Here is a 21,067-nt window from a genome sequence, read left to right on the forward strand (position 1 = left end):
GCGCACCCCGGCGCTCGCCGCCTATCGCCGCTATTGCATCGATGAACCCCAGGAAGACCCCTGCGGCCGCGCCGCTGACCGCCGCACTGGCGCTGGCGCTCGCCGTCACTGCCCACGCCGAAACCGCCGCCGACCAGGCCGTCAACCTCGATCGCTTGACCGTCGTCGGCAACGGCCAGAAGGCCCAGGAGAGCGCCGGTTCGGCCGCCTATCTCGACGCCGAGACGCTGGAAAAGCACGACTACCGCGACATCCAGCGCATCCTGCGCCAGGTCAACGGCGTGTACGCCGTCGATGAGGAAGGCTACGGTCTGCGCCCCAACATCGGCATCCGCGGCTCGGGTACCGACCGCAACAGCCGCATCACGGTGATGGAGGACGGCGTGCTGATCGCCCCGGCCGCCTATGCCGCGCCGGCCGCCTACTACTTCCCCACCGCCGCCCGCATGAACGCGGTCGAGGTACGCAAGGGTTCCTCGACCATCCGCACCGGCCCGCGCACCACCGGTGGCGCCATCAACCTGATCTCCACGCCAATCCCGCAACAGACTTCCGGCCTGGTCGATTTCGCTTACGGCACCGACCAGACCATGCAGGCGCACGCCTGGGCCGGCGGCAGCACGGACAACATCGGCTGGCTGCTGGAAACCGCGCAGCAGCAGACCGACGGCTTCAAACGGTTGGACAATGGCGGCGACACCGGCTACACGCTGGAGGACTACCTGGGCAAGTTCCGCATCAACACGGGATCGGATGCGCGCTACTACCAGTCGCTGGAACTCAAGCTGGGCAAGGTCGAGCAGGACAGCGACGAAACCTATCTGGGGCTCACCGACGCCGATTTCCGCGCCACGCCCAACCGCCGCTACGCCGGCTCGCAGCAGGACAACATCAAGACCGACCACGAGCAGGTGGAACTGCGCCACTACATCGCGTTTTCCGATGCGCTGGACCTGACCACCGTCGCGTACCGCAACGAGTTCTCGCGCAACTGGTACAAGCTCAACGACGTACGCAACAGCGCCGACACCGGCTGGCAGAGCATCAGCGGCATCCTCGCCAACCCTGCGGCCAACGCCGAGCAATACGCCTGGCTGACCGGAGCCGACAGCAGCCGCATCGCCCAGGGCGCATTGCGCGTGCGCAACAACAACCGCGAGTACTACAGCAAGGGCGTGCAGAGCGTGCTCGGCTGGACCCTGGATGCGGGCGGCGCGCAGCACGCGTTCGAGTTCAGCGTGCGCTACCACGAGGACCAGGAAGACCGTTACCAGAGCGACGACCGCTACATGATGCAGAACGGCACCATGGTGCTGGCCAGCCGCGGCGCGCCCGGCAGCCAGGACAACCGCATCGGCGACGCCAAGGCCATTTCTGTCTATCTGCAGGACGAAATCCGCACCGGCAACTGGATCGTCACCCCAGGATTGCGTTACGAGTCCATCGACCTGACCCAGACCCGCTACAGCACCGCCACCGGCGACCGCTCCGCACCGGTCAGCGTGCAGAAGCACTCGGTGTCCGAACTGATGCCAGGCGTGGGCGTGACCTACCTGATCAACGACAGTCTCAACGTCTTCGCCAGCGCCCACCGCGGTTTCAACCCGCCCGGCCCCGGTTCCGATGTCGATCCCGAAGAGAGCGTCAACGTCGAAGCAGGCCTGCGCTGGAACGCGGGAGCGATGAACGCCGAGTTCGCCGGCTTCTGGAACGACTACAGCAACCTGGTCGGTACCTGCACCGCCTCGACCGGCGGCAACTGCGACATCGGCGACCAGTTCGCCGGCGGCAAGGCGCGCGTGCGCGGCATCGAGGCCAGCTTCGGCTACACGGCCGGGCTGGGCAACGGCCTGCGCCTGCCGCTTCGCGCCGGTTACACCTGGACCGACGCCGAGTTCCGCAGCAGTTTCGCCAGCAGCTTCGAGGAATGGGGCACGGTGGAATCCGGTGCGCCGCTGCCATACCTGCCCGAGCACGCCTTCAACGTGCAGGTCGGCCTGGAAAGCGAACGCTGGCGGGTGAACCTGGCCGGCAACTACATCGACGACATGGCCACTTCCGCACAGGCCGGAGCGCGGCGCACCGAATCGGCCTTCGTGGTCGATCTTTCGGCCGGCTATCGCCTGACCGACAGCGCCGAAGTCTTCGCACGGGTCGAGAATCTCACCGACGAAGTCTGGATCGCTTCGCTCCGCCCCGCCGGCGCCCGCCCGGGCATGCCGCGGCAGACCTATGTCGGGGTACGGGTGAAGTTCTGACGATGCGACGGGGCCGCGGCCCTGCTGGATCGGCATCGCATCTGCCTTTTCGATGATGGCTACCCAAGGAGTCCGTGCCTTACGGACTCCTTTTTTTCGTCCCGAATCAACAGCGGAATGTGAATAGTTTGTTGTAATTGCAAATCAATCTCATTAGCATTGACGGGTTGGCGGTGCCACTTCCAGCTGCCGCTTCTTCGTGACGACCCAGACCAATGCTCTCCAAAACTCCCGCTCTTTCGCCGCTGGCAGCGGCGCTGTCCCTATCCCTGACCGTACTCACCGCACAGGCTGCGCCCGCCGGTGATGTTCCGGCAGATGCCGCCATGCAGGCCAAGGAACTCGATACCGTGGAAGTCCACGGCGAGCGCGTGCGGAAAGCCAGCTCCAGCAAGTACACCGAGCCGCTGCTCGATACCCCGCAGACGATCACCGTGGTCACCAGCGAGGTCATGTCCCAGCAAAACCTGCTGGGCCTGCGTGACGTCCTGAGCACCCTGCCCGGCATCACCTTCGGTGCGGGCGAAGGCGGCGGCGGCTACGGCGACAGCATCAACCTGCGCGGCTATACCGCCAACAGCGACATCACCACCGACGGCGTGCGCGACAGCGCCCAGTACACCCGCAGCGACACCTTCAACCTGGAAGCGGTGGAACTGATCAACGGCGCCAATTCGGTGTATTCCGGTGCCGGCTCGGTCGGCGGCAACATCAACCTGGTCAGCAAGACTGCGCACGAAGGCGAGTCGCACAGCTTCACCGTAGGCGCCGGCAGCGACAGGTACGGCCGCGTCACCGCCGACAGCAACTTCGACCTGGAAAACGGCATTGCCGTGCGCCTGAACGCCATGGGCCACACCCAGGACGTGCCGGGGCGCGACGAGGAATTCAAGCATCGCTGGGGCTTTGCGCCGTCGGTCGCGTTCGGTCTGGGTTCGGATACGCGTTTCACGCTCAGTTACCTGCACCAGCACGACAACAACATGCCGCAGTACGGCGTTCCCTACGCGCTCAACGCATTCAACGATGGCCCGCTACCCGGCGTGGATCCGGAAACCTACTATGGTTACCGCAACACCTCGCGCCAGGAAATCGACGTGGACATGCTGACCGGTGTGTTCGAGATGGACTTCAGCGACAACCTGAAGCTGCGGAGCCTGGGCCGCCTGCAGCGCGTGGAGCAATACACCAACACCACCGCGCTGCAGGGCAGTTGGTGTCTTGCCGACAATACCAGCCCCCATACCGGCCTGCCTTGCGTGGGGCAGCCGGCCGGCACGTGGAACCCGAACGGCGGGCCGCGCGGCCTGGTGCGCGACACCGAGAACTTCATCGCGCACAGTCAGACCGACCTGACCGCCATCTTCAATATCGGCAGGATCGAGCACCATCTGGTAGCGGGTGTGGCCTTCAGCAAGGAAGACTTCGAACTGGATACGGGCACCGCGTTCCGCAATGCCGACGGCTCCACCACGGGCATCACCTATCCGATCCAGGATCTGGCCAATCCGTACAACATCTGGACCGGTCCGGTGAACTATTTCCGCACCGGCCGCACCAGGGGCAGCCTGAACAACCAGGCCGTTTATGTCTTCGACACGCTGAAGTTCAATGAGCAATGGATGCTCAACCTGGGGGCCCGCTATGAGCACAACGAAGGCGATACCACCACGTATGCCATATCCACCGATACCGGTTCCGTCGGCCAGGTGACGGGCGTCAGCGGCAGGTTCAAGAACGAGGATGACCTGTTCTCCTACCGTGCTGGCATGGTGTACAAGCCGGTCGAGAACGCCAGCGTCTACCTCTCCTACGCCAACAGCAAGACGCCCTCCAAGACTTCGGTCAACGGCGCCTGCAATGCCGCCACCTGCAATGTCGATCCGGAAACCGCGGTCAACATCGAACTGGGCATCAAGTGGGAGGTCCTGGCCAATCGCCTGGCCCTGACCGCCGCGGTGTTCCGCAACGAGCGGCAGAACTACAAGGTCGCCGACCTCAACAACCCCGAGAATCCCTCCGGCGAACAGGTGTTGGACGGCAAGGCGCGCGTGGATGGTCTGGCACTGGGCGCGGCCGGGCATATCACTCCGGAATGGTCGCTGTTCGCGAACTACACGTTCCTGGACAGCGAAGTGCTGCAGAGCGTTTCGGACCACACCAGCGCCACCGACGGGGACCCGATTGCCGGGCGCGAATTGAGCCAGACACCGCGCCATTCGGCCAGCCTGTGGACGACCTATCAGGTGGATAGCTGGTTGTTCGGTTATGGCGCCAGCTACCAGGGCTCGTTCTATCCGAACAATGCGGCGGCGGCGCCGTATGTGAAGACCAATGCGTACTGGGTGCACCGCGCCATGATCGGCTATCAGCTAAATGAGCGCGTCGGCCTGCAGCTCAACGTCAACAACCTGTTCGACGAGGAGTACTACACCAGCATCCGCAATAACGCCGGCAACGGCTGGGCCATTCCTGGCGAGGGTCGCTCGGCGGTGCTGACGGCCACCTTCAATTTCTGAGCTGGCAGCCCGCGCTTCCACTACCCCGCCCACGCAGAATGGGCGGGGTTTTCCCGTTTCGAGGTAACCGCCGATGCTGCTGCCGATTCCCGATGTGCTGACGCCCGAACAAGTGGCGCAGGCGCGCGCGAAGCTGGATGCCGCCGACTGGGCCGACGGCCGCATCACCGCCGGCTACCAGTCGGCCAGAGCCAAGGACAACGCGCAACTGCCGGAAGACTTGCCGTTGGCGCGCGAGTTGGGCGCCATCGTGCTTGACGCGCTCTCCCGCAACAGCACGTTCTTCTCCGCTGCGTTGCCCAAGCGTATCTACCCGCCGCTGTTCAATCGCTACAGCGGCGGGCAGTCGTTCGGCTTCCATGTCGACAACGCGGTGCGCTACGACCGCAGCCGCGGCGGTGCGGATGCGGTGCGAACCGATCTGTCGGCGACACTGTTCCTCAGCAGTCCCGAGGAATACGACGGCGGCGAACTCATCATCGAAGACACCTTCGGTACCCACAGCGTCAAGCTGCCGGCCGGCCACATGGTGCTGTACCCGGGCACCAGCCTGCACAAGGTCACCCCGGTGACGCGCGGCGCACGGGTGGCTTCGTTCTTCTGGATGCAAAGCATGGTCCGCGACGACGGACACCGGCGTTTGATGTTCGAACTCGATGTCTCCATCCGCCGCCTGACTCAGGACGTGCCCGATCATGCGGCGCTGATACAACTGACCGGCGTGTACCACAACCTGCTGCGGCAGTGGGCCGACACCTGAGAACCCGTTCCCGATCTCGCTGCCACCCTCATGGGTGAAGCAGCGGCCAGCCGGCCAAACTAGGCTCCAGAAGGTCGCCACACAATTGAGACTCATTCTCATTTATGGTGTAATGGCGTCCCTTTCCACTGCGATCCGACGCTTGCCGCGTACGCCCCCCCCTGCCGATTTTTTCCAGCAGCATCGCCGTGGCTTCTGGCTGCGCACGCTGCACCAGTGGCACTGGATCAGCTCGGCCGTCTGCCTGGCCGGCATGCTGCTGTTCGCCGCCACCGGCATCACGCTGAACCATGCCGCGCGCATCGAGGCGCAACCGCAGGTGGTCAACCGCAGCGCGGAACTGCCGCCTGCGTTGCTGCAATCGCTGGGAGATCGCGACGACGGCACCGCGCCGCTGCCCGCGGATGTCGCCGACTGGCTGAGCGACGAGTTTTCGGTAGCGATCGGCCGCCGTGCCGCGGAATGGTCGGAGCCGGAAATCTACCTGTCGATGCCGCGCCCCGGCGGCGACGCCTGGCTCAGCCTGGATCGCGAAACCGGCGCGGTCGAGTTCGAAAGCACCGAGCGCGGCTGGATCTCCTATTTCAACGATCTGCACAAGGGCCGCAACGCCGGGCCGGCATGGGGATGGTTCCTGGATCTGTTCGCGGTGGCCTGTCTGGTGTTCTGCATCACCGGCCTGTTCCTGCTGTACCTGCACGCGCGCCAGCGCCGCATGACCTGGCCGATGGTCGGCCTGGGCCTGGTGGCGCCGCTGCTGCTGGCGCTGATTTTCGTCCACTAGAGCGTGTTATGGCCTTTGGGATGAGACCCCAAAGGCCATAACACGCTCTAGCCCATCACACGCCCTAGCGAGATATTCCGATGTCCAAGATCGCCGTCCCCGTCACCCTCTGTATCGCGCTCAGCGGCGCGCTGGCCCTGCCCGCCTACTCGGCGCAGCTGGACATCAGCGTCGAGGTGCCCAAGTTGAACGTGGCCGAATACCACCGCCCGTATGTGGCCATCTGGCTGGAGGGCGCCGATCAGAAGGTCGCCGCCAACCTGTCGGTCTGGTACCAGCAGCGCGACAGCGCCGAGGGCCATGGCACCAAGTGGCTGCCGGATCTGCGCCAGTGGTGGCGCAAGTCCGGCCGCTCGCTGCAGGTGCCGGTCGACGGCGTCACCGGCCCGACCAAGCCCGTCGGCACGCATGCATTGAGCTTCACCGACAAGCAGCCTCAGTTGAAAGGGCTGGCGCCGGGCCAATACACGCTGGTGGTGGAAGCCGTACGCGAAGTCGGCGGGCGCGAACTACTGAAGATTCCGTTTACCTGGCCCGCCAAGGACGCGCAGCAAACCGGCACGGCCCAGGGGAGTTCCGAACTGGGCGCTGTGGCTGTGACCGTCAAGCCCTGACCTGCGCCTGCCCTCCTCCTTCCTACCTTTCCGCTGGAGTCCCAATGAAACGCATCGCCCTGCTCGCCCTCTGCCTGACCGCCGCGCTTCCGTTCTCGGCCCCCGCTCACAAAGCCTGGCTGCAGCCGTCGCAGACGGTCATCGCCGGCAGCAACCCGTGGATTACCGTCGATGCGGCGGTGTCCAACGACCTGTTCTACTTCAATCATGTGCCGCTGCGTACCGACGGCCTGACCATCACCGCACCCGACGGCAGCACGGCCGATGCGCAGAATCTGGCCAGCGGCAAGTACCGCACGGTGTTCGATGTAGAGCTGACCCAGCAGGGCACCTACCGCATTGCCGTGGTCAACAACGGCCTGTTCGGCAGCTGGGAAGAGAACGGCAAGCCCAAACGCTGGCGTGGCACCGCGGCCAGCTTCGCCAGCGAAGTCCCGAAGGATGCCAGGAATCTGCAGATCTCGCAGTCGGTCAGCCGCATCGAAACCTTCGTCACCAACGGCTCTCCCAACGAGACCGCGCTGAAAACCAGCGGCGAAGGACTGGAGCTGGTGCCGGTGACCCACCCCAATGATCTGTTCGCCGGTGAGCAGGCGACCTTCCGCATGCTCAAGGATGGCAAGCCGGCGGCGGGACTGGAGTTCGAAATCACCCGCGGCGGCACCCGTTACCGCAACGCGCAGGATGAGATCAAGGTCGCCACCGACAGCAACGGCGAATTCCGCGTGACCTGGCCGGAAGCGGGCATGTACTGGCTGGAAACCAGCGCCCAGGACGACCAGACCTCGCTGCCGCAGGCCAGACAGCGCCGGTTGAGTTATGTGGCCACGCTGGAAGTGCTGCCGCAGTAGCGGCTAACGCGGCGGTTCGGCTTTGCTTTCCTCGTCAACGGCATGAACGCCAACCACACCAATCAGGCAATCGCCGCCCTCGGCGGCGAAACGATGGGCACCACCTGGAGCGCCAGGCTGGTGGTTTCGCCGCGCGCGGATCTGCATGCCCTGCATGCCGGCATCCAGGCGCAGCTGGATCGGGTGGTCGCGCAGATGAGCACCTGGCGGGCCGACTCGGACATCTCGCGTTTCAACGCCAGCGCAGTGGGCCGCTGGCAGGCGTTGCCGCAGGAATTCTTCACCGTGTTGTCGTGCGCGCTGGAAATCGCCCGCGACAGCGGCGGTGCGTTCGATCCGACCCTGGGCCCGCTGGTGGACCTGTGGGGATTCGGTCCCGCGCGGTCGGCGCGGCGCGTGCCCGATGCCGCGACCTTGGCGGCCGTACGCCAGCGCTGCGGCTGGCAACGCGTGCTGGTGCAGTCGCCCCCGCCTCGCTTACGGCAGCCGGGAGGCCTGCATCTGGACCTGTCGGCGATCGCCAAAGGCTATGGCGTGGATCTGGTCGTCGGCCATCTGCGCGATCGCGGCATCGCCAGCGCGCTGGTCGAAGTCGGCGGCGAACTGTACGGCTACGGCCGCAAACCCGATGGCGGGCCGTGGCGCGTGCTGGTCGAATCATCGCCGGATGAAGAAGCCACCGATGAGGATTTCGAACCGCGCGTGCTGGCATTGGAAGGATTTGCGGTGGCCACTTCCGGCGACCGCTGGCATCGCTTCGAACAGCAGGGCCATCGCTACGCCCATACCCTGGATCCGCGCAGCGGGCAGCCGGTCGAACATGCGCCGGCTGCGGTTACGGTAGTCGCGGACAGCGCCATGCGCGCCGACGCCTGGGCCACCGCGCTGACGGTGCTGGGTCCGCAGCAGGGCCTGCAGCTGGCCGAGACCCGGCAACTCGCCGCGCGCTTCGCGCTGCGTACGGATACGGGAATCGAAGAAATGGCGACATCCAGCTTCCATGCCCATCTGGCGGCGGCGACATGACACCTGCCGCTTCGCGCTTCCGTCCGGCCCTGCTTGGCAATGCGTTCGCGCTGCTGCTCCTGCTGATCCTGGCGATATGGCTGCAACGCCTGAACGGCGGCGACTGGTGGCTGGCGCCGCCAACCGGATCGCGCTGGTCGGCGGCTGCCGCCACGCTGACGGCTTACCTGGGCTTTTGCGGTTGGCTGCTCTGGCGTTCGCGCCCGGCCCGGTCCGCCGCAGCCTCCGCCGACGCCGCTGAACGGGAGGCGACGCTGGTGGCCTACGCCAGCCAGACCGGCTACGCACAGCAACTGGCCGGACGCACGGCTGCCGCTCTTCGCGAAGCCGGACTGCCAGTGGTCCTGCGTGCCATCGACTGTCTCGACAGCGCCGCACTCGCCAACGCGCACACGGCGCTGTTCGTTGCCAGTACGACCGGCGAAGGCGACCCGCCGGACCATGCCATCGGCTTCGTCCGCACGGTGATGGCCAAACCAGCGGCGCTGCAGGCGTTGCGCTATGCGGTGCTGGCGCTGGGCGACCGCCAGTACGACGCGTTCTGCGGGTTCGGCCACCAGCTCGACAGCTGGCTGCGCCAGCATGGCGCGCAACCGCTGTTCGATATCGTCGAGGTCGACAACGCCGACGAAAGCGCGCTGCGGCACTGGCAGCATCACCTGGGCCTGCTCGGCGGCAGCACCGAACTGCCCGACTGGTCGCCGCCGCAATACCAGCGCTGGACTCTCAGCCGGCGCGAACACATCAATCCCGGCAGCGCAGGCGATGCGGTGTTCCATCTGGAACTGCGGCCACCAAAAGGCGAGACGATCGCGTGGAGCGCAGGAGACATCGCCGAAATCGGCCCCCGCAATGGGCCGCATGCGGTCCAGGCCTGGCTGGCGGCCCTGGGCCTGCCGGCAACCGCGCGGGTCACCTGGGCCGCGCGATCCGAAACACTGCAGGACGTGCTTGCGCTATGCCATCTGCCCGCCGTGGACCAGTTGCGCGGACTGGATACGCAGGCCATCGCCGACCGGTTGACGCCGTTGCCGCACCGCGAATATTCGATCGCCTCGCTGCCGGCCGATGGCGCGCTGCACCTGCTGCTGCGCCGAATGCACCGTCCCGATGGCACCCCCGGCCTGGGCAGCGGCTGGCTGTGCGAGCATGCCGAAATCGGGTGCACCATCGCGCTGCGCATTCGCAGCAATACCAACTTCCATCCCCCTGCGCCGCAACGGCCATTGATCCTGATCGGCAACGGCACCGGCATCGCCGGCCTGCGTGCGCACCTGAAGGCGCGAATCGCCGCCGGCGCCCGTCGCAACTGGCTGCTGTTCGGCGAACGCAACGCGCAGCACGATGGCTTCTACCGCGGCGACCTGCTGCAGTGGCGGGCGGAAGGCCACCTGGAACGGCTGGATCTGGCGTTCTCGCGCGACCAGCCGCAACGCCGCTACGCGCAGCATCTGCTTGCCGAGTCAACTGTCGCGCTGCGCAGCTGGGTCGATGCGGGCGCCGCCATCTACGTCTGCGGCAGCCTGCAAGGCATGGCGCCGGGTGTGGATGCGGTGCTGCGCGATGCCCTGGGTGACGAGCAGGTGGAACAGATGCTGGCCGACGGCCGCTACCGGCGCGATGTCTATTGAGCCGGCCACTGGGCCTTGGCATGCACAGCGGCGTCGTTCGCGATTGTAAATCCGAGAACGGTTGCAGCCTCTCTGTTCGTCATCCTGGCGCGCTGCGGCAGGCTCTTCATCTTGCGCGCTGGGCGGCTATCGGGGCGCCATCGCGACTCACGTCGCTCCTACAAGGGTGTGGCGTTACTCAAGCCCTTCACAGGCGAGTTCCTGCTTTCCGTTGTGGGAGTGGCGCCGGCATGCCGGCACCGGTCAGTCGCGACAACTTATCGGTAAAGCTTCATCGCGACTCGCGTCGCTCCGGCCCACGTCAGCCGTTGCCGTCGCTGCGCTTGTCCTGCAACCGAATCGCCAGAATCTCGCCGCCGCCCTCCAGCACGAAGCGCTTGCGGCCTTCGCCGGAAACCAGCAATGCGGTATCGCCCGCCCACAGCGGCGGCAACCCGCAAGCCCGATCGAAATGCGCCTGCCCGGCCAGCAGGTGGATGGCCCAGCGCACACCCGGTTCGGCGAAGAACAGCATCGGTCCCACCAGCGGCCGGTGCAGCAGTTCGGCTTCCACCGCATCGCGGCGCCACATCAGATTGAAATCATGGGTAAGCCCGTCGATCAACTCGCCGGTCAAGCCGCGTTCGCCAGCGAAGCGGTGGCGCTGGTGCGGCGGCAGCAGAACGACCTCTTCTCCGTCGTCGAATCGCAGGCGCAGGCCGTTGCCGCGCAACAACACCAGCTCCCGATCGATGCCGGGAAAAGAAGAGAACGCCGCATCCTGTTCAATCTCGGCAATCGACAGCCGCCAGTCCCAGTCCGCGGCATCCGGGTAGCGGACGATTTCGCGGGTCCAGCCCAGACCGTTCTTCCAGCGCTCGCGCCGGTATTCGTTGGCCGGAATCACATACGAGATGGGCCGCACGCATCGGTTCCCTGTGCCGAAGTCCGCCCCATTCTAAGCGCTGCCGCCGTACCGGACAGAATCCCGTGCAGAAACCCTTGCCCCAAAAAAAACCATCGCCCGGCCGCACTATCCTGTGCCTGCCGGGCGATGGCGACTTCCCTGTTGGCGTCCTGCCTGTTTCAGGCGTCATGCCTGCTCCTGGCCTACGCGCTCCTGCGCTGTTGTGGGTACATCCTTGTCGGCATCCTTGCCAAACCCCCTGGCTTCCAGCCCCCTTCATCCCCGGCAGCGCTTCCTGGCACTGGACCGGGCATGCGGGTAATGGGTCAGCGCCGGCTGACCGGCTTGGCCGGCGAAGCCGCCGCCGCACCGCTGGCCGGTTTGCTGGCGGCCGCGCGCAGTTCGATGCGGTCGCGGTTCTTCTCGACGGTCTTCAGGCCAATACCCTTGACCATCGCCAGTTCCTCGGCGCTCTTGAACGGACCGTTGGCCTTGCGGTAATCGACGATGGCCTGCGCCTTCGACGGACCAACGCCGACCAGTACCGCTTCCAGCGCAACCGCGTCGGCGGTGTTGATGTTCACCTTGTCGGCGGCGAAGGCTGTGGTAGCCAGCAACAGCGTCAGGGCAATGGATTTCAGAATGATGGCAAACGACTTCATGGCAACTCTCCTTGTGGCATGGACTGTCCGTTCAACGGCCGCAGCGTCGATGCTTCCGGCCGGATTGCCGGCGCCCGAATCGCTTCGTTTGCCGGTGAGGAAAGTCTGTCTCTGCGCATGCGGCCAAGGTATCGCCGAAGCCCCGGGAAAACTGCCGGGAAACCCCGCGCCGGCGTGTAGGAAAATTCCTACCCCGCAACGGAGGCGTAGAATGCGGGGCTCGATACGCAGCATCTGGAGCTCCCATGGACACCGCCAAAGTCGACCGTTTCATTGCCGAAAAATGGGACGACGACATCGTTCCGCAACTGGTCGAATACATCCGCATCCCCAACAAGTCGCCGATGTTCGACAAGGAATGGGTCGCCAACGGCTATATGGAAGATGCCGTGAAGCTGATGGAGAACTGGGCGCGAAGCCAGCCCATTGCCGGCATGCAGGTGGAAACGGTGCGTCTGGAAGGCCGAACGCCGCTGATCTTCATCGAAATTCCGGCCACCGGCGCCGATACCGGCGCCGATACCGTGCTGCTGTACGGCCATCTGGACAAGCAGCCGGAAATGACCGGCTGGGATGCCGACCTGGGGCCTTGGACGCCGGTGCTGAAGGGCGACAAGCTGTTCGGCCGCGGCGGCGCCGATGACGGCTACGCCATTTTCGGCTCACTGGCCGCGATCCAGGCGCTGCAGCAGCAGGGCGTGCCGCATGCGCGCTGCGTGGTGCTGATCGAGGCCTGCGAGGAGTCCGGCAGCTACGACCTGCCCGCCTACGTCGATCACCTGGCTGCGCGCATCGGCAAACCGTCGCTGGTGGTATGCCTGGATTCGGGCTGCGGCAACTACGACCAACTGTGGTGCACCACCTCGCTGCGCGGCATGGCCGGCGGCAACTTCACGGTCAAGGTGCTGGCCGAAGGCGTGCACTCGGGCGACGCCTCGGGCGTAGTGCCGTCCAGCTTCCGGCTGCTGCGGCAACTGCTGTCGCGGCTGGAGGACGAGAACACCGGCCGCATCCTGGCCGAAGGCCTGCACGCGGAAATCCCCGCCGACCGCCTGGCGCAGGCCCGCGAAGCCGCACGGGTGCTGGGTACGGCGGTGTACGACAAGTTCCCGTTCCTGCCCGGCATGGCGCCTATGGCCGAAGACCTGGCCGAGCTGGTGCTCAACCGCACCTGGCGCCCTGCCCTGTCGGTGACCGGCGCCGACGGCCTGCCGCCGCTGTCGTCGGCAGGCAACGTGCTGCGCCCGCAGACCTCGGTGAAGCTGTCGCTGCGGCTGCCCCCCACGCTGGACGGAAAACGCGCCGGCGAACTGCTGAAGGAACTGCTGCTCAAGGATCCGCCCAATGGCGCCCAGGTCAGCCTGGATCTGGAAAAGGCCAGCACCGGCTGGAACGCGCCGGCGATGTCGCCGTGGCTGGAGCAGGCCATCGATGCCTCCAGCCGCGAGTTCTTCGGCGCGCCGGCCATGTACATGGGCGAAGGCGGCACCATTCCGTTCATGGGCATGCTGGGCGAGAAGTTCCCGGGCGCGCAGTTCATGATCACCGGCGTGCTGGGCCCGCACTCCAACGCGCACGGCCCCAACGAATTCCTGCACATCCCGATGGGCAAGAAGGTCACCGCCTGCGTGGCGCGCGTGATCGCCGAGCACTGCATCGCCAGCGCTCGTGGCGAAACCGCCGGCGTGGCCGCGGTGGCCGGCGGCCAGCAGCACGGCGGGCACGGCTGCTGCTGAGGCACTTCCGCAACGCGTCCTGACAACGCGCCGGCGGGGCTGTTACGCTCGCCCCACCTAACCAGTGGGGTGAGCGTATGGAAGGCCTGTTCGGCAGCAGCAGTTGGCTCTACATCATCTTCATCGGCTTCATCGTGGGTTTGCTGGCGCGTTTCCTCAAGCCCGGCAACGACGGCATGGGCATCATCCTGACCATCCTGCTGGGCATCGGCGGCGCGCTGCTGGCCGGCTGGGCCGGCCAGGCGATGGGCTGGTACGCGCCGGGCCAGCCGGCCGGCTTTATCGGCGCGCTGATCGGCGCCATCGTGATCCTGGTGATCTTCAGCCTGTTCCGGCGCAGGCGGATTTAGCGCAGTTCAGGGGCGCGGACCTGGGCTATCGATAGTCCCAACACCGCACCCCCTTCATCGACGGACAAAACGAAGCCCCGCATTGCGGGGCTTCGTTCTCGAGTGCACGCCGCAGAAACGGCGCTCAGCCGCTGCGTCCGTAGACGTCCTCGAAACGGACGATATCGTCTTCGCCCAGATAGCTGCCGGACTGCACTTCGATCAGTTCCAGCGGCAGCTTGCCCGGGTTTTCCAGCCGATGGGTCACGCCCAGCGGAATGTAGGTGCTCTGGTTCTCCGACAGCAGCAGCGTGTCGTCGCCGCGGGTCACCTTGGCGGTGCCGCTGACGACGATCCAGTGCTCGGCGCGGTGATGGTGCATCTGCAGACTGAGCGCCGCACCGGGCTTGACAGTGATGCGCTTGACCTGGAAGCGCTCGCCCATGTCGATGGAATCGTACGCGCCCCACGGACGGTAGACCTTGCGATGCATGACCGCCTGGCTGCGCTTGTCGTTCTTGAGCCGGGCCACCACCTGCTTGACCTCCTGCACGCGGTCCTTGCGCGCCACCAGGATGGCGTCGTCGGTTTCCACCACCACCACATCGTCCACGCCAACCAGCGCGATCAACCGCTGCGCGTAGGTGTAGCTGTTGCGGCTGTCGATGGCGATGACGTCGCCATGGTGGGCATTGCCGTCGCCATCGCGTTCTGCCACGTCCCACAGCGCCGACCAGCTGCCGACATCGCTCCAGCCGATATCCACCGGCAGCACCATCGCATCGCCGGTCTTCTCCATCACCGCATAGTCGATGGAGTCGGACGGACAGGCGGCAAACGCTTGCTTGTCCAGCCGCACGAAATCGCCATCGCACTTGGCGGCGGCGAACGCCGCGCGCACCGCCTCGACGATATCGGGGCGGAACCGCTGCAGTTCTTCCAGAAACCGGCTGGCGCGGAACAGGAACATGCCGCTGTTCCAGTAGTAGCCGCCGGCATCCAGGTAGGACTGGGCGGTGTCCGCGTCCGGCTTCTCGACAAACCGCAGCACCTTGCTGAGTCCTTCGGCCACGGTCGACTGAATGTAGCCGAAACCGGTTTCCGGGGCATTGGGCACGATACCGAAGGTGATCAGCGCGCCCGCTTCGGCGGCGGCGGTGGCTGTCTGCACGGCCCGGCGGAAGCCCTCGGCGTCGGCAACCACGTGATCCGACGGCAGCACCAGCAGCAGCGGGTCCTCGCCGCCGGCCATCGCCTGCAACGCGGCCGCGGCGATGGCCGGCGCGGTGTTGCGGCCGACCGGTTCCAGCACGATGGCCGGCACCGGCGCGCCCACCTGGCGCAGTTGTTCGGCCACCAGGAAGCGGTGCTCCTCGTTGGCGACCACGATGGGAGCCCGATCGGACAACGGCGCAACCCGCAACCAGGTGTCCTGCACCATCGTGTAGTCGCTGGTCAGCGGCAGGAACTGCTTGGGATACGCTTCGCGCGACAGCGGCCACAGACGGGTTCCGGAACCACCGGACAACAACACGGGTTGGAGATTGGCCATAACATCCTCGCAAGTGATTGGAGTAACGGTTTAACCTGTACGCTACTGAAAAGGCCCCCTCCAGAAACGCATGATAGCCGAGCATCAAGACTCTGCCGACCGTAACGTTGCACGTCTTGCGTGGGCACAACGGCAGATGAACGCGCCGGGCCTGAAACTGCAACGCGCATCAATAGATGCCGGCTTCCGCAGCTATTGGCGCACGTTCGAAAGCGACGGTAGTCCCAGTCGCATCGTGATGGACTCGCCACCAGCGCTGGAGGATGTACGGCCATGGTTGAAGATGCGCGATCTTCTGCACGCTGGCAGCGTGCGCGTACCGCAGGTGCTGGCGCAAGATATCCAAGCCGGTTTCCTGCTGTTGGAGGATCTGGGCGGCCCAACGCTGGCGCAGGTCATCAACGACGCCAACGCCGACGACTGGTTCGAACGGAGCATCGGCCAGTTGCTGAAGCTGCAGGCGATTGCCCCGCCGGCCGGGATGGACGAGTTCGGCGAAGCGCTGCTGCAGCGCGATGCCGGATTGTTCGAGGAATGGTTCCTGCGCCGCCATCTGGGCATCGTGCTGGACTGCGGCGACAGCGAGCGGCTGCAACAGGTGCAGCGCCGGCTGATGGACAACGCGCTGGCGCAGGCGCGCGTACTGACCCACCGCGACTTCATGCCGCGCAATCTGATGCCGACGCTGCCGGAACCGGCGCTGCTAGATTTCCAGGACTGCGTGCGCGGGCCGATCGCCTATGACGCGGTCAGCCTGTTCAAGGATGCGTTCCTGAGCTGGCCGCTGCCGCGCGTCGACGGCTGGCTGGCGCAGTACCATGCGCGCGCAGCTGCCGCCGGGCTGCCGGTACCGCCGCTGCCGCGGTTCCTGCGCGACGCCGACTGGCTGGGCGTGCAACGGCATCTGAAGATCCTGGGCATCTTCGCGCGGTTGCACTATCGCGATGGCAAGACCAAGTATCTGCCCGACGCGCCGCGCTTTATCGCCTATCTGCGTGAAGCGCTGCCGCGCCACCATGAATTGCAGCCGCTGCAGCAGTTGCTGGAGCAGCGCATCGAGCCGGCCCTTCGCGCCAAGGCCACGGCATGAAGGCCCTTATCTTCGCCGCCGGTCTGGGCGAGCGCATGCGCCCGCTGACCGAGCATACGCCCAAGCCGCTGCTGCAAGCCGGGGGAAAGCCGCTGATCGTCTGGCATCTGGAAAAACTGGCCGCGCTGGGCGTCGGCGAGGTGGTGATCAACACCAGCTGGCTGGCCGAACAGTTTCCGCAGGTATTGGGCGACGGCAGCCGCTGGGGCCTGCGCCTGCATTATTCGTACGAAGGCCCGGTGCCGCTGGAAACCGGCGGCGGCATGCTGCACGCGTTGCCGCTGCTGGGCGATGCGCCATTCCTGCTGGTCAACGGCGATATCTGGACCGACTACGACTTCGGCCGCCTGCCGCGCGAACCGGTGGGCGATGCGCATCTGGTGCTGGTCGCCAATCCGCCGCAGCACCCGAACGGCGATTTTGCGCTGGGCGCGGACGGCATGCTGCAACCGGACGGCGAGGCGAAATTGACGTTCACCGGTATTGGCGTCTATCGCCCCGCTCTGCTGCGCGATTGGCGCAACGTCATTGGCGACACTCCCGACAGCGGACAGACGCCGCCCTCCTTCAAGCTGGCGCCGTTGCTCCGCCACGGCATGTCCCGCCAGCGCATCACCGGCGAATTCCATCCCGGGCGCTGGACCGACGTCGGCACGCCGGAACGATTGGCGCAACTCAACACGGAACTCGCTGGGTAGAGCAGCGTTCTGTTTACCCCTGTTTGGTGGTATTTACGGTGTGTCCCGCAATGTGCTGGTCACCAGCTTCCTCGTAGACGTTTCTACACGAGGGAAAGGAGGTATTTTCTTGGGTTCCGCTTCGCCGAACCATGCCATGGTACGCAGCGAAGGCGAACCGCGGCAGGCAAGATTCTTCTCCCGTTTTCGGGATGTCGGCTTCGGCGGGAGTCGCCGGTCGTCAGGCTGAGGGATGCTCCGCCCTCCTGACGACGTCGTGTCTTTACGTCGGGCCGCAGTCCATCCCTGGCCTGCTCTCCGCGCCCCCCAGCCCGCCGGCCGTCGACTTTCGCGATATGGCAGGCCGCGACTTCGGAAGGCCATTCTTTGAGCATCGACCAGGTGTCCAGAATTCGGTGGCCAGGGTATTGCGGGACCGTCCGCGGCATGGATGCCGCGGAAGAGCCTGCATGGACGCATTGACGGCGTGTCCCGCAATACCCTGGCCACCGAATTCCACATGGATGTTCCTCGCACTTGGGAGAAAAACCAAAAGAATGCCAGCAAGCATCATCGATGCCCCGCCTGCGCTACGCGCAGCCGCAAACGAGGCAATCAGCGCGCGTCGAGCACGCTGCGCAGGAACGGCACGGTGATCCGCCGTTGCGCCGCCAGCGATTCGCGGTCCAGCCGATCCAGCAACGCGACCAGGCTGCCGAGGTCGCGTTCGGTGCGCGCCAGCAGCCAGTCGATGGCCGCATCCTCCAGCACCAGGCCGCGACGCTGCGCGCGATCGCGCAGCAGCGCACGGCGGCCGTCATCATCCAGCGGCTGCAGGACCAGGCGCGTGCACTGCGACAGGCGCGAGCGCAGGTCCGGCAGCGACAGTCCCAGCGCATCCGGCACCTCGCGCGCGGTGTAAAGCACGTTGATGCCGGCAGCGCGCGCGCGGTTGTGGAAATCGAACAGCGCGATTTCGTCCTCGCGCTGGCCGGCGATCGCTTCCAGCCCATCCAGCGCGATCACGTCGTTGCCTTCCAGCGCATCCAGCGCATCGCGCAGCCTGCCGGCGGCCGCGGCCATCGGCAGATAGGCCACGCGCAGGCCAGCCTGTTCGGCCGCGGCGCACAGCGCCAGCGCCAGATGGGTCTTGCCGGTGCGCGCCGCGCCGGCCAGGTAGATCCAGTCGGCATGCGGCTGCCCGGCCAGCGCCTGCAGCTGCGCCAGCGCGCCGTTGGGCGCAGCGATGAAACTCTCGAAACGCTGTTCCGGCGGATAGCGCAGCGCCAGCGGCAGTTGCGGAGTAACGCCGTGCGAAGGTCCAGGCGGTTGCGTCACTTGCCGTCGCGATCCTGCGGTGGCGTTTCTCCGATCGCGCCGTTGTCGATGTAGGAATCGAGCAGGATCGCGGGCCGGTCGCCGGCGTACAGCGGGCTGCGCGTGTACTGCTCATGCGCATAGCGCAACATCACATTGGCCACCGCCGCCACCGGCAGCGCCAGCAGCATGCCAAGGAAACCGAACAACTGGCCGCCGGCCATGATTGCGAAGATCACCGCGACCGGATGCAGGCCGATGCGGTCGCCGACGATGCGCGGGGTCAGCACGTAGCCTTCCAGCATCTGGCCGACGACGAACACCGCCATCACCAGCGCCACCAGCGTCCAGTCGCCGCCGGACTGCACCAGCGCTGCCACCACGCCCAGCACGATGCCTATCGCGGTACCCAGGTACGGTACGAAGCTGATCAGTCCGGCGATGATGCCGATCAGCAGGCCCAGCTTCAGGCCCACGATGGACAGGCCGGCGGCGTAGATCGCGCCCAGCGCCAGCATCACCAGGAACTGCCCGCGCAGGAAGGCGCCGAGCACGTCGTTGGATTCGCGTGCCAGCCTGCCGACCGTGCCAATGTGATCGCGCGGCACCAATGCGGCGATACGCTCGACCAGCTTGTCCCAGTCGCGCAGGAAATAGAACGTCAGGATCGGCAGCAGCACGATGTTGGCCACCCATGCCATCACCGCAAACCCCGAGCGCGACAGATGGCCGAAGAACGTCGCGGCCACGCCGCCGGCCTGCTGCCAATGGCCGCGTATCCATTCCATGATCCGCTGCGGGTCCAGCCAGCTGACCAGTTCCAATCCGGTGCGCTGCTCAACCCACGGAATGGCCGTCTGCACGAACCAGTCGCGATAGGTCGGCAACGACTCCACCAGTTCCATGATCTGGCGCTCGATCATCGGCACCAGGATGATCAGCGCCAGCGACAGCAGCAGCACCATCAGTGTGAACACCAGCACCACCGCGGTCGTGCGCGAGCGCCCCCGGCGTTCGAGCCGGTCCACCCACGGATCACCCAGCCAGCCCAGCAGCGCGGCAAGCACGAACGGGGTCAGCACCGGCGCCAGCAGCCAGATCAGCCAGCCGGCGATCACCGCGATGATCAGCCACTGCCAGCGGCGCGCCAGCGTACTTGCGGAAGCGGAAGGAAGATCCATATTCGGTCGGCTCACTGCATGCGGTAGGTGGGTGGCTGCCCTTCGATGCCGGGCTCGCTCCCGTCGACGAAGGGAGCATCGTCGCCCAGCATGCGCCGGAATCCGGACAGCCCGGACAGCAGTTCCAGATCCAGTTCGAGCCGGTCGCCGCTGGCATGTACCGGTACGATCCGGCGCACCACCGCCATCTTCTGCAGATAACCGGTCAGGCGCAGATAATCGTCGGCACTGTCCAGGCCGGTGAAAACCACCCGGTAGACGCCGGCAGGCCCGGCACTGCCCTGCTTGCCGTAGCGCTTGACCAACGCATCGGCGGCGCCGTCGGCGCCCGAGGCCATCGCCCGCCGGGCATCCGGGTCGCTGACCGACCAGTTGGAAAGCACCCGTCCGCCGTCGACGAACACCCAGTCGGCAGTCCAGCCACCGTTGGCGCGATAGAGCTTGCCGACCAGTTGCATCGGCGGGCTGTAGCGCGCCGATGCACGCGCCACCGCGGCGGTGTCCTGGCGCCAGATGGCGCCGACCAGGGCCTGTTCGGCAGCGCTGCCGCCGGGCAAGCCCAGGCTGAAGCCGCGCTCGATGGCGCGGTTGAGCAATGGCCGCGCCGCATTGGACTGCTGCAGCCCGACCAGGCGCGGCCCGCTGCCATCGTTGATCGCCAGCCACACCACCGGCTTGGGCCGCGGCTGCGGCCACACTGGCAGCCCCAGCGCACCGGCCAGTGCGTCCACGTCCTCCTGCTTGAAGCGCACTACCAGCGTGGAGCGGAAAGTGGGCGCACCGCTTGGCGAAGTGCCCTGATCCTGGCGGTAGTCGTAGCTGTCCACATAGTTCTTTGCGTTGCGCAGTTCCGCACCAACACCGGGACGGCCGGCGGCGTTGCGATCGCCCGACAGCTTGGCCAGCACCACGCCCAGCGCGCGCGCGAAGGCGCCCAGCCGTTCGGGTTCGGCCTGGCCGTTGACCGGCACCTCCGCCTGGTAGACGCCGCGCGCGCCGGCGGCATCGCCTTCGGTGCGCAGGTCCGACTGCGCCCAGGCCACAACAGGCAGGAATGCCGCCCCCACCAGGCAGGTACCCGCCAGGGACAACAAGACAGCGAAGACACAAGCAGAAATCCGGCGCATCGAGCATCCTAAGAGCAGCCAATCGTGGGAATTGTTGCCCGAATGACGCTCCGGCGCCAACGCCGTT

Annotated in this window: 18 protein-coding genes; 12 read left to right on the forward strand and 6 right to left on the reverse strand. The window is 66.1% G+C overall.

What is annotated here, in order from left to right; all coding sequences use genetic code 11:
• Positions 1–41 precede the first annotated feature (41 nt).
• From CRO39_RS17325 to CRO39_RS17360, 8 genes are all read left to right on the forward strand, one after another.
• On the forward strand, positions 42–2,258 hold the full coding sequence (locus CRO39_RS17325) for a TonB-dependent receptor family protein (RefSeq protein WP_097123219.1): 2,217 nt from the start codon (positions 42–44) through the stop codon (positions 2,256–2,258).
• A gap of 215 nt (positions 2,259–2,473) precedes the next feature.
• Complete coding sequence (locus CRO39_RS17330; protein ID WP_097123220.1) at positions 2,474–4,777, forward strand: TonB-dependent receptor; 2,304 nt, start codon at positions 2,474–2,476, stop codon at positions 4,775–4,777.
• Positions 4,778–4,850: 73 nt separating this feature from the next.
• The gene (locus CRO39_RS17335; RefSeq protein ID WP_097123221.1) at positions 4,851–5,537 is read left to right on the forward strand and encodes a Fe2+-dependent dioxygenase; all 687 of its coding nucleotides are present in this window, start codon (positions 4,851–4,853) and stop codon (positions 5,535–5,537) included.
• A gap of 142 nt (positions 5,538–5,679) precedes the next feature.
• Positions 5,680–6,321 carry a PepSY-associated TM helix domain-containing protein gene (locus CRO39_RS17340; RefSeq protein WP_238394616.1) on the forward strand — a complete coding sequence of 214 codons (642 nt, stop codon included), beginning with the start codon at positions 5,680–5,682 and terminating at the stop codon, positions 6,319–6,321.
• Between the two features lie 80 nt (positions 6,322–6,401).
• Positions 6,402–6,935, forward strand: a complete 534-nt coding sequence (locus CRO39_RS17345; RefSeq protein ID WP_097123223.1) for a DUF2271 domain-containing protein — start codon at positions 6,402–6,404, stop codon at positions 6,933–6,935.
• A gap of 44 nt (positions 6,936–6,979) precedes the next feature.
• Positions 6,980–7,786 (forward strand): DUF4198 domain-containing protein, encoded by an 807-nt coding sequence (locus CRO39_RS17350; protein ID WP_097123224.1) that lies wholly within the window; start codon positions 6,980–6,982, stop codon positions 7,784–7,786.
• 42 nt (positions 7,787–7,828) lie between these two features.
• The gene (locus CRO39_RS17355; protein ID WP_097123225.1) at positions 7,829–8,812 is read left to right on the forward strand and encodes an FAD:protein FMN transferase; all 984 of its coding nucleotides are present in this window, start codon (positions 7,829–7,831) and stop codon (positions 8,810–8,812) included.
• Positions 8,809–10,443 carry a sulfite reductase subunit alpha gene (locus CRO39_RS17360; protein WP_097123226.1) on the forward strand — a complete coding sequence of 545 codons (1,635 nt, stop codon included), beginning with the start codon at positions 8,809–8,811 and terminating at the stop codon, positions 10,441–10,443. The genes CRO39_RS17355 and CRO39_RS17360 overlap by 4 nt, the downstream gene beginning before the upstream one ends.
• Before the next feature lie 301 nt (positions 10,444–10,744).
• Here the strand turns inward: CRO39_RS17360 and CRO39_RS17365 are convergent, their stop codons facing one another.
• Both CRO39_RS17365 and CRO39_RS17370 read right to left on the reverse strand, forming a co-directional pair.
• On the reverse strand, positions 10,745–11,347 hold the full coding sequence (locus CRO39_RS17365; RefSeq protein ID WP_097123227.1) for a HutD/Ves family protein: 603 nt from the start codon (positions 11,345–11,347) through the stop codon (positions 10,745–10,747).
• Positions 11,348–11,655: 308 nt separating this feature from the next.
• Positions 11,656–11,991 (reverse strand): ComEA family DNA-binding protein, encoded by a 336-nt coding sequence (locus tag CRO39_RS17370; protein ID WP_097123228.1) that lies wholly within the window; start codon positions 11,989–11,991, stop codon positions 11,656–11,658.
• Between the two features lie 245 nt (positions 11,992–12,236).
• On the opposite strand from CRO39_RS17370, the gene CRO39_RS17375 reads away from it, so the two are divergent.
• Together CRO39_RS17375 and CRO39_RS17380 are read left to right on the forward strand one after the other, a co-directional pair.
• Positions 12,237–13,727: a M20 family metallopeptidase gene (locus tag CRO39_RS17375; protein WP_097123229.1), complete on the forward strand. Its 1,491-nt coding sequence runs from the start codon at positions 12,237–12,239 to the stop codon at positions 13,725–13,727.
• Between the two features lie 77 nt (positions 13,728–13,804).
• Positions 13,805–14,077 carry a GlsB/YeaQ/YmgE family stress response membrane protein gene (locus CRO39_RS17380; protein ID WP_097123230.1) on the forward strand — a complete coding sequence of 91 codons (273 nt, stop codon included), beginning with the start codon at positions 13,805–13,807 and terminating at the stop codon, positions 14,075–14,077.
• Positions 14,078–14,201: 124 nt separating this feature from the next.
• On the opposite strand, the gene CRO39_RS17385 is transcribed toward CRO39_RS17380, so the two are convergent.
• Positions 14,202–15,608 carry a mannose-1-phosphate guanylyltransferase/mannose-6-phosphate isomerase gene (locus tag CRO39_RS17385; protein ID WP_097123231.1) on the reverse strand — a complete coding sequence of 469 codons (1,407 nt, stop codon included), beginning with the start codon at positions 15,606–15,608 and terminating at the stop codon, positions 14,202–14,204.
• Between the two features lie 70 nt (positions 15,609–15,678).
• On the opposite strand from CRO39_RS17385, the gene CRO39_RS17390 reads away from it, so the two are divergent.
• Positions 15,679–16,698, forward strand: a complete 1,020-nt coding sequence (locus CRO39_RS17390; protein WP_097123232.1) for an aminoglycoside phosphotransferase family protein — start codon at positions 15,679–15,681, stop codon at positions 16,696–16,698.
• Entirely contained in the window at positions 16,695–17,396 is a 702-nt protein-coding gene (gene murU, locus CRO39_RS17395; protein ID WP_097123233.1) for an N-acetylmuramate alpha-1-phosphate uridylyltransferase MurU, read from the forward strand. Before CRO39_RS17390 ends, murU begins: the two co-directional genes overlap by 4 nt.
• A 594-nt stretch (positions 17,397–17,990) precedes the next feature.
• Here murU and hda read toward each other — a convergent pair.
• The 3 genes from hda to CRO39_RS17410 are packed head-to-tail and all read right to left on the reverse strand — an operon-like array spanning position 17,991 to position 21,060.
• Positions 17,991–18,713 (reverse strand): DnaA regulatory inactivator Hda, encoded by a 723-nt coding sequence (gene hda, locus CRO39_RS17400; RefSeq protein ID WP_097123234.1) that lies wholly within the window; start codon positions 18,711–18,713, stop codon positions 17,991–17,993.
• The gene (locus tag CRO39_RS17405; protein WP_097123235.1) at positions 18,710–19,873 is read right to left on the reverse strand and encodes an AI-2E family transporter; all 1,164 of its coding nucleotides are present in this window, start codon (positions 19,871–19,873) and stop codon (positions 18,710–18,712) included. Before CRO39_RS17405 ends, hda begins: the two co-directional genes overlap by 4 nt.
• Before the next feature lie 11 nt (positions 19,874–19,884).
• Positions 19,885–21,060, reverse strand: a complete 1,176-nt coding sequence (locus CRO39_RS17410; protein WP_425479731.1) for a DUF2066 domain-containing protein — start codon at positions 21,058–21,060, stop codon at positions 19,885–19,887.
• Positions 21,061–21,067: the final 7 nt, after the last annotated feature.

Origin of the sequence: Pseudoxanthomonas wuyuanensis, assembly GCF_900215535.1 — a bacterium.
GTDB lineage: Bacteria > Pseudomonadota > Gammaproteobacteria > Xanthomonadales > Xanthomonadaceae > Pseudoxanthomonas_A > Pseudoxanthomonas_A wuyuanensis.

Excerpts from the sequence above, each read along its gene's own strand:
- murU (WP_097123233.1), top strand. The coding sequence starts at position 16,695 with ATGAAGGCCCTTATCTTCGCCGCCGGTCTGGGCGAGCGCATGCGCCCG.
- CRO39_RS17325 (WP_097123219.1), top strand. The coding sequence starts at position 42 with ATGAACCCCAGGAAGACCCCTGCGGCCGCGCCGCTGACCGCCGCACTG.
- CRO39_RS17380 (WP_097123230.1), top strand. The coding sequence starts at position 13,805 with ATGGAAGGCCTGTTCGGCAGCAGCAGTTGGCTCTACATCATCTTCATC.
- CRO39_RS17390 (WP_097123232.1), top strand. The coding sequence starts at position 15,679 with ATGATAGCCGAGCATCAAGACTCTGCCGACCGTAACGTTGCACGTCTT.
- CRO39_RS17335 (WP_097123221.1), top strand. The coding sequence starts at position 4,851 with ATGCTGCTGCCGATTCCCGATGTGCTGACGCCCGAACAAGTGGCGCAG.
- CRO39_RS17375 (WP_097123229.1), top strand. The coding sequence starts at position 12,237 with ATGGACACCGCCAAAGTCGACCGTTTCATTGCCGAAAAATGGGACGAC.
- CRO39_RS17360 (WP_097123226.1), top strand. The coding sequence starts at position 8,809 with ATGACACCTGCCGCTTCGCGCTTCCGTCCGGCCCTGCTTGGCAATGCG.
- CRO39_RS17370 (WP_097123228.1), bottom strand. The coding sequence starts at position 11,991 with ATGAAGTCGTTTGCCATCATTCTGAAATCCATTGCCCTGACGCTGTTG.
- CRO39_RS17330 (WP_097123220.1), top strand. The coding sequence starts at position 2,474 with ATGCTCTCCAAAACTCCCGCTCTTTCGCCGCTGGCAGCGGCGCTGTCC.
- CRO39_RS17350 (WP_097123224.1), top strand. The coding sequence starts at position 6,980 with ATGAAACGCATCGCCCTGCTCGCCCTCTGCCTGACCGCCGCGCTTCCG.
- CRO39_RS17405 (WP_097123235.1), bottom strand. The coding sequence starts at position 19,873 with ATGGATCTTCCTTCCGCTTCCGCAAGTACGCTGGCGCGCCGCTGGCAG.
- CRO39_RS17385 (WP_097123231.1), bottom strand. The coding sequence starts at position 15,608 with ATGGCCAATCTCCAACCCGTGTTGTTGTCCGGTGGTTCCGGAACCCGT.
- CRO39_RS17355 (WP_097123225.1), top strand. The coding sequence starts at position 7,829 with ATGAACGCCAACCACACCAATCAGGCAATCGCCGCCCTCGGCGGCGAA.
- CRO39_RS17345 (WP_097123223.1), top strand. The coding sequence starts at position 6,402 with ATGTCCAAGATCGCCGTCCCCGTCACCCTCTGTATCGCGCTCAGCGGC.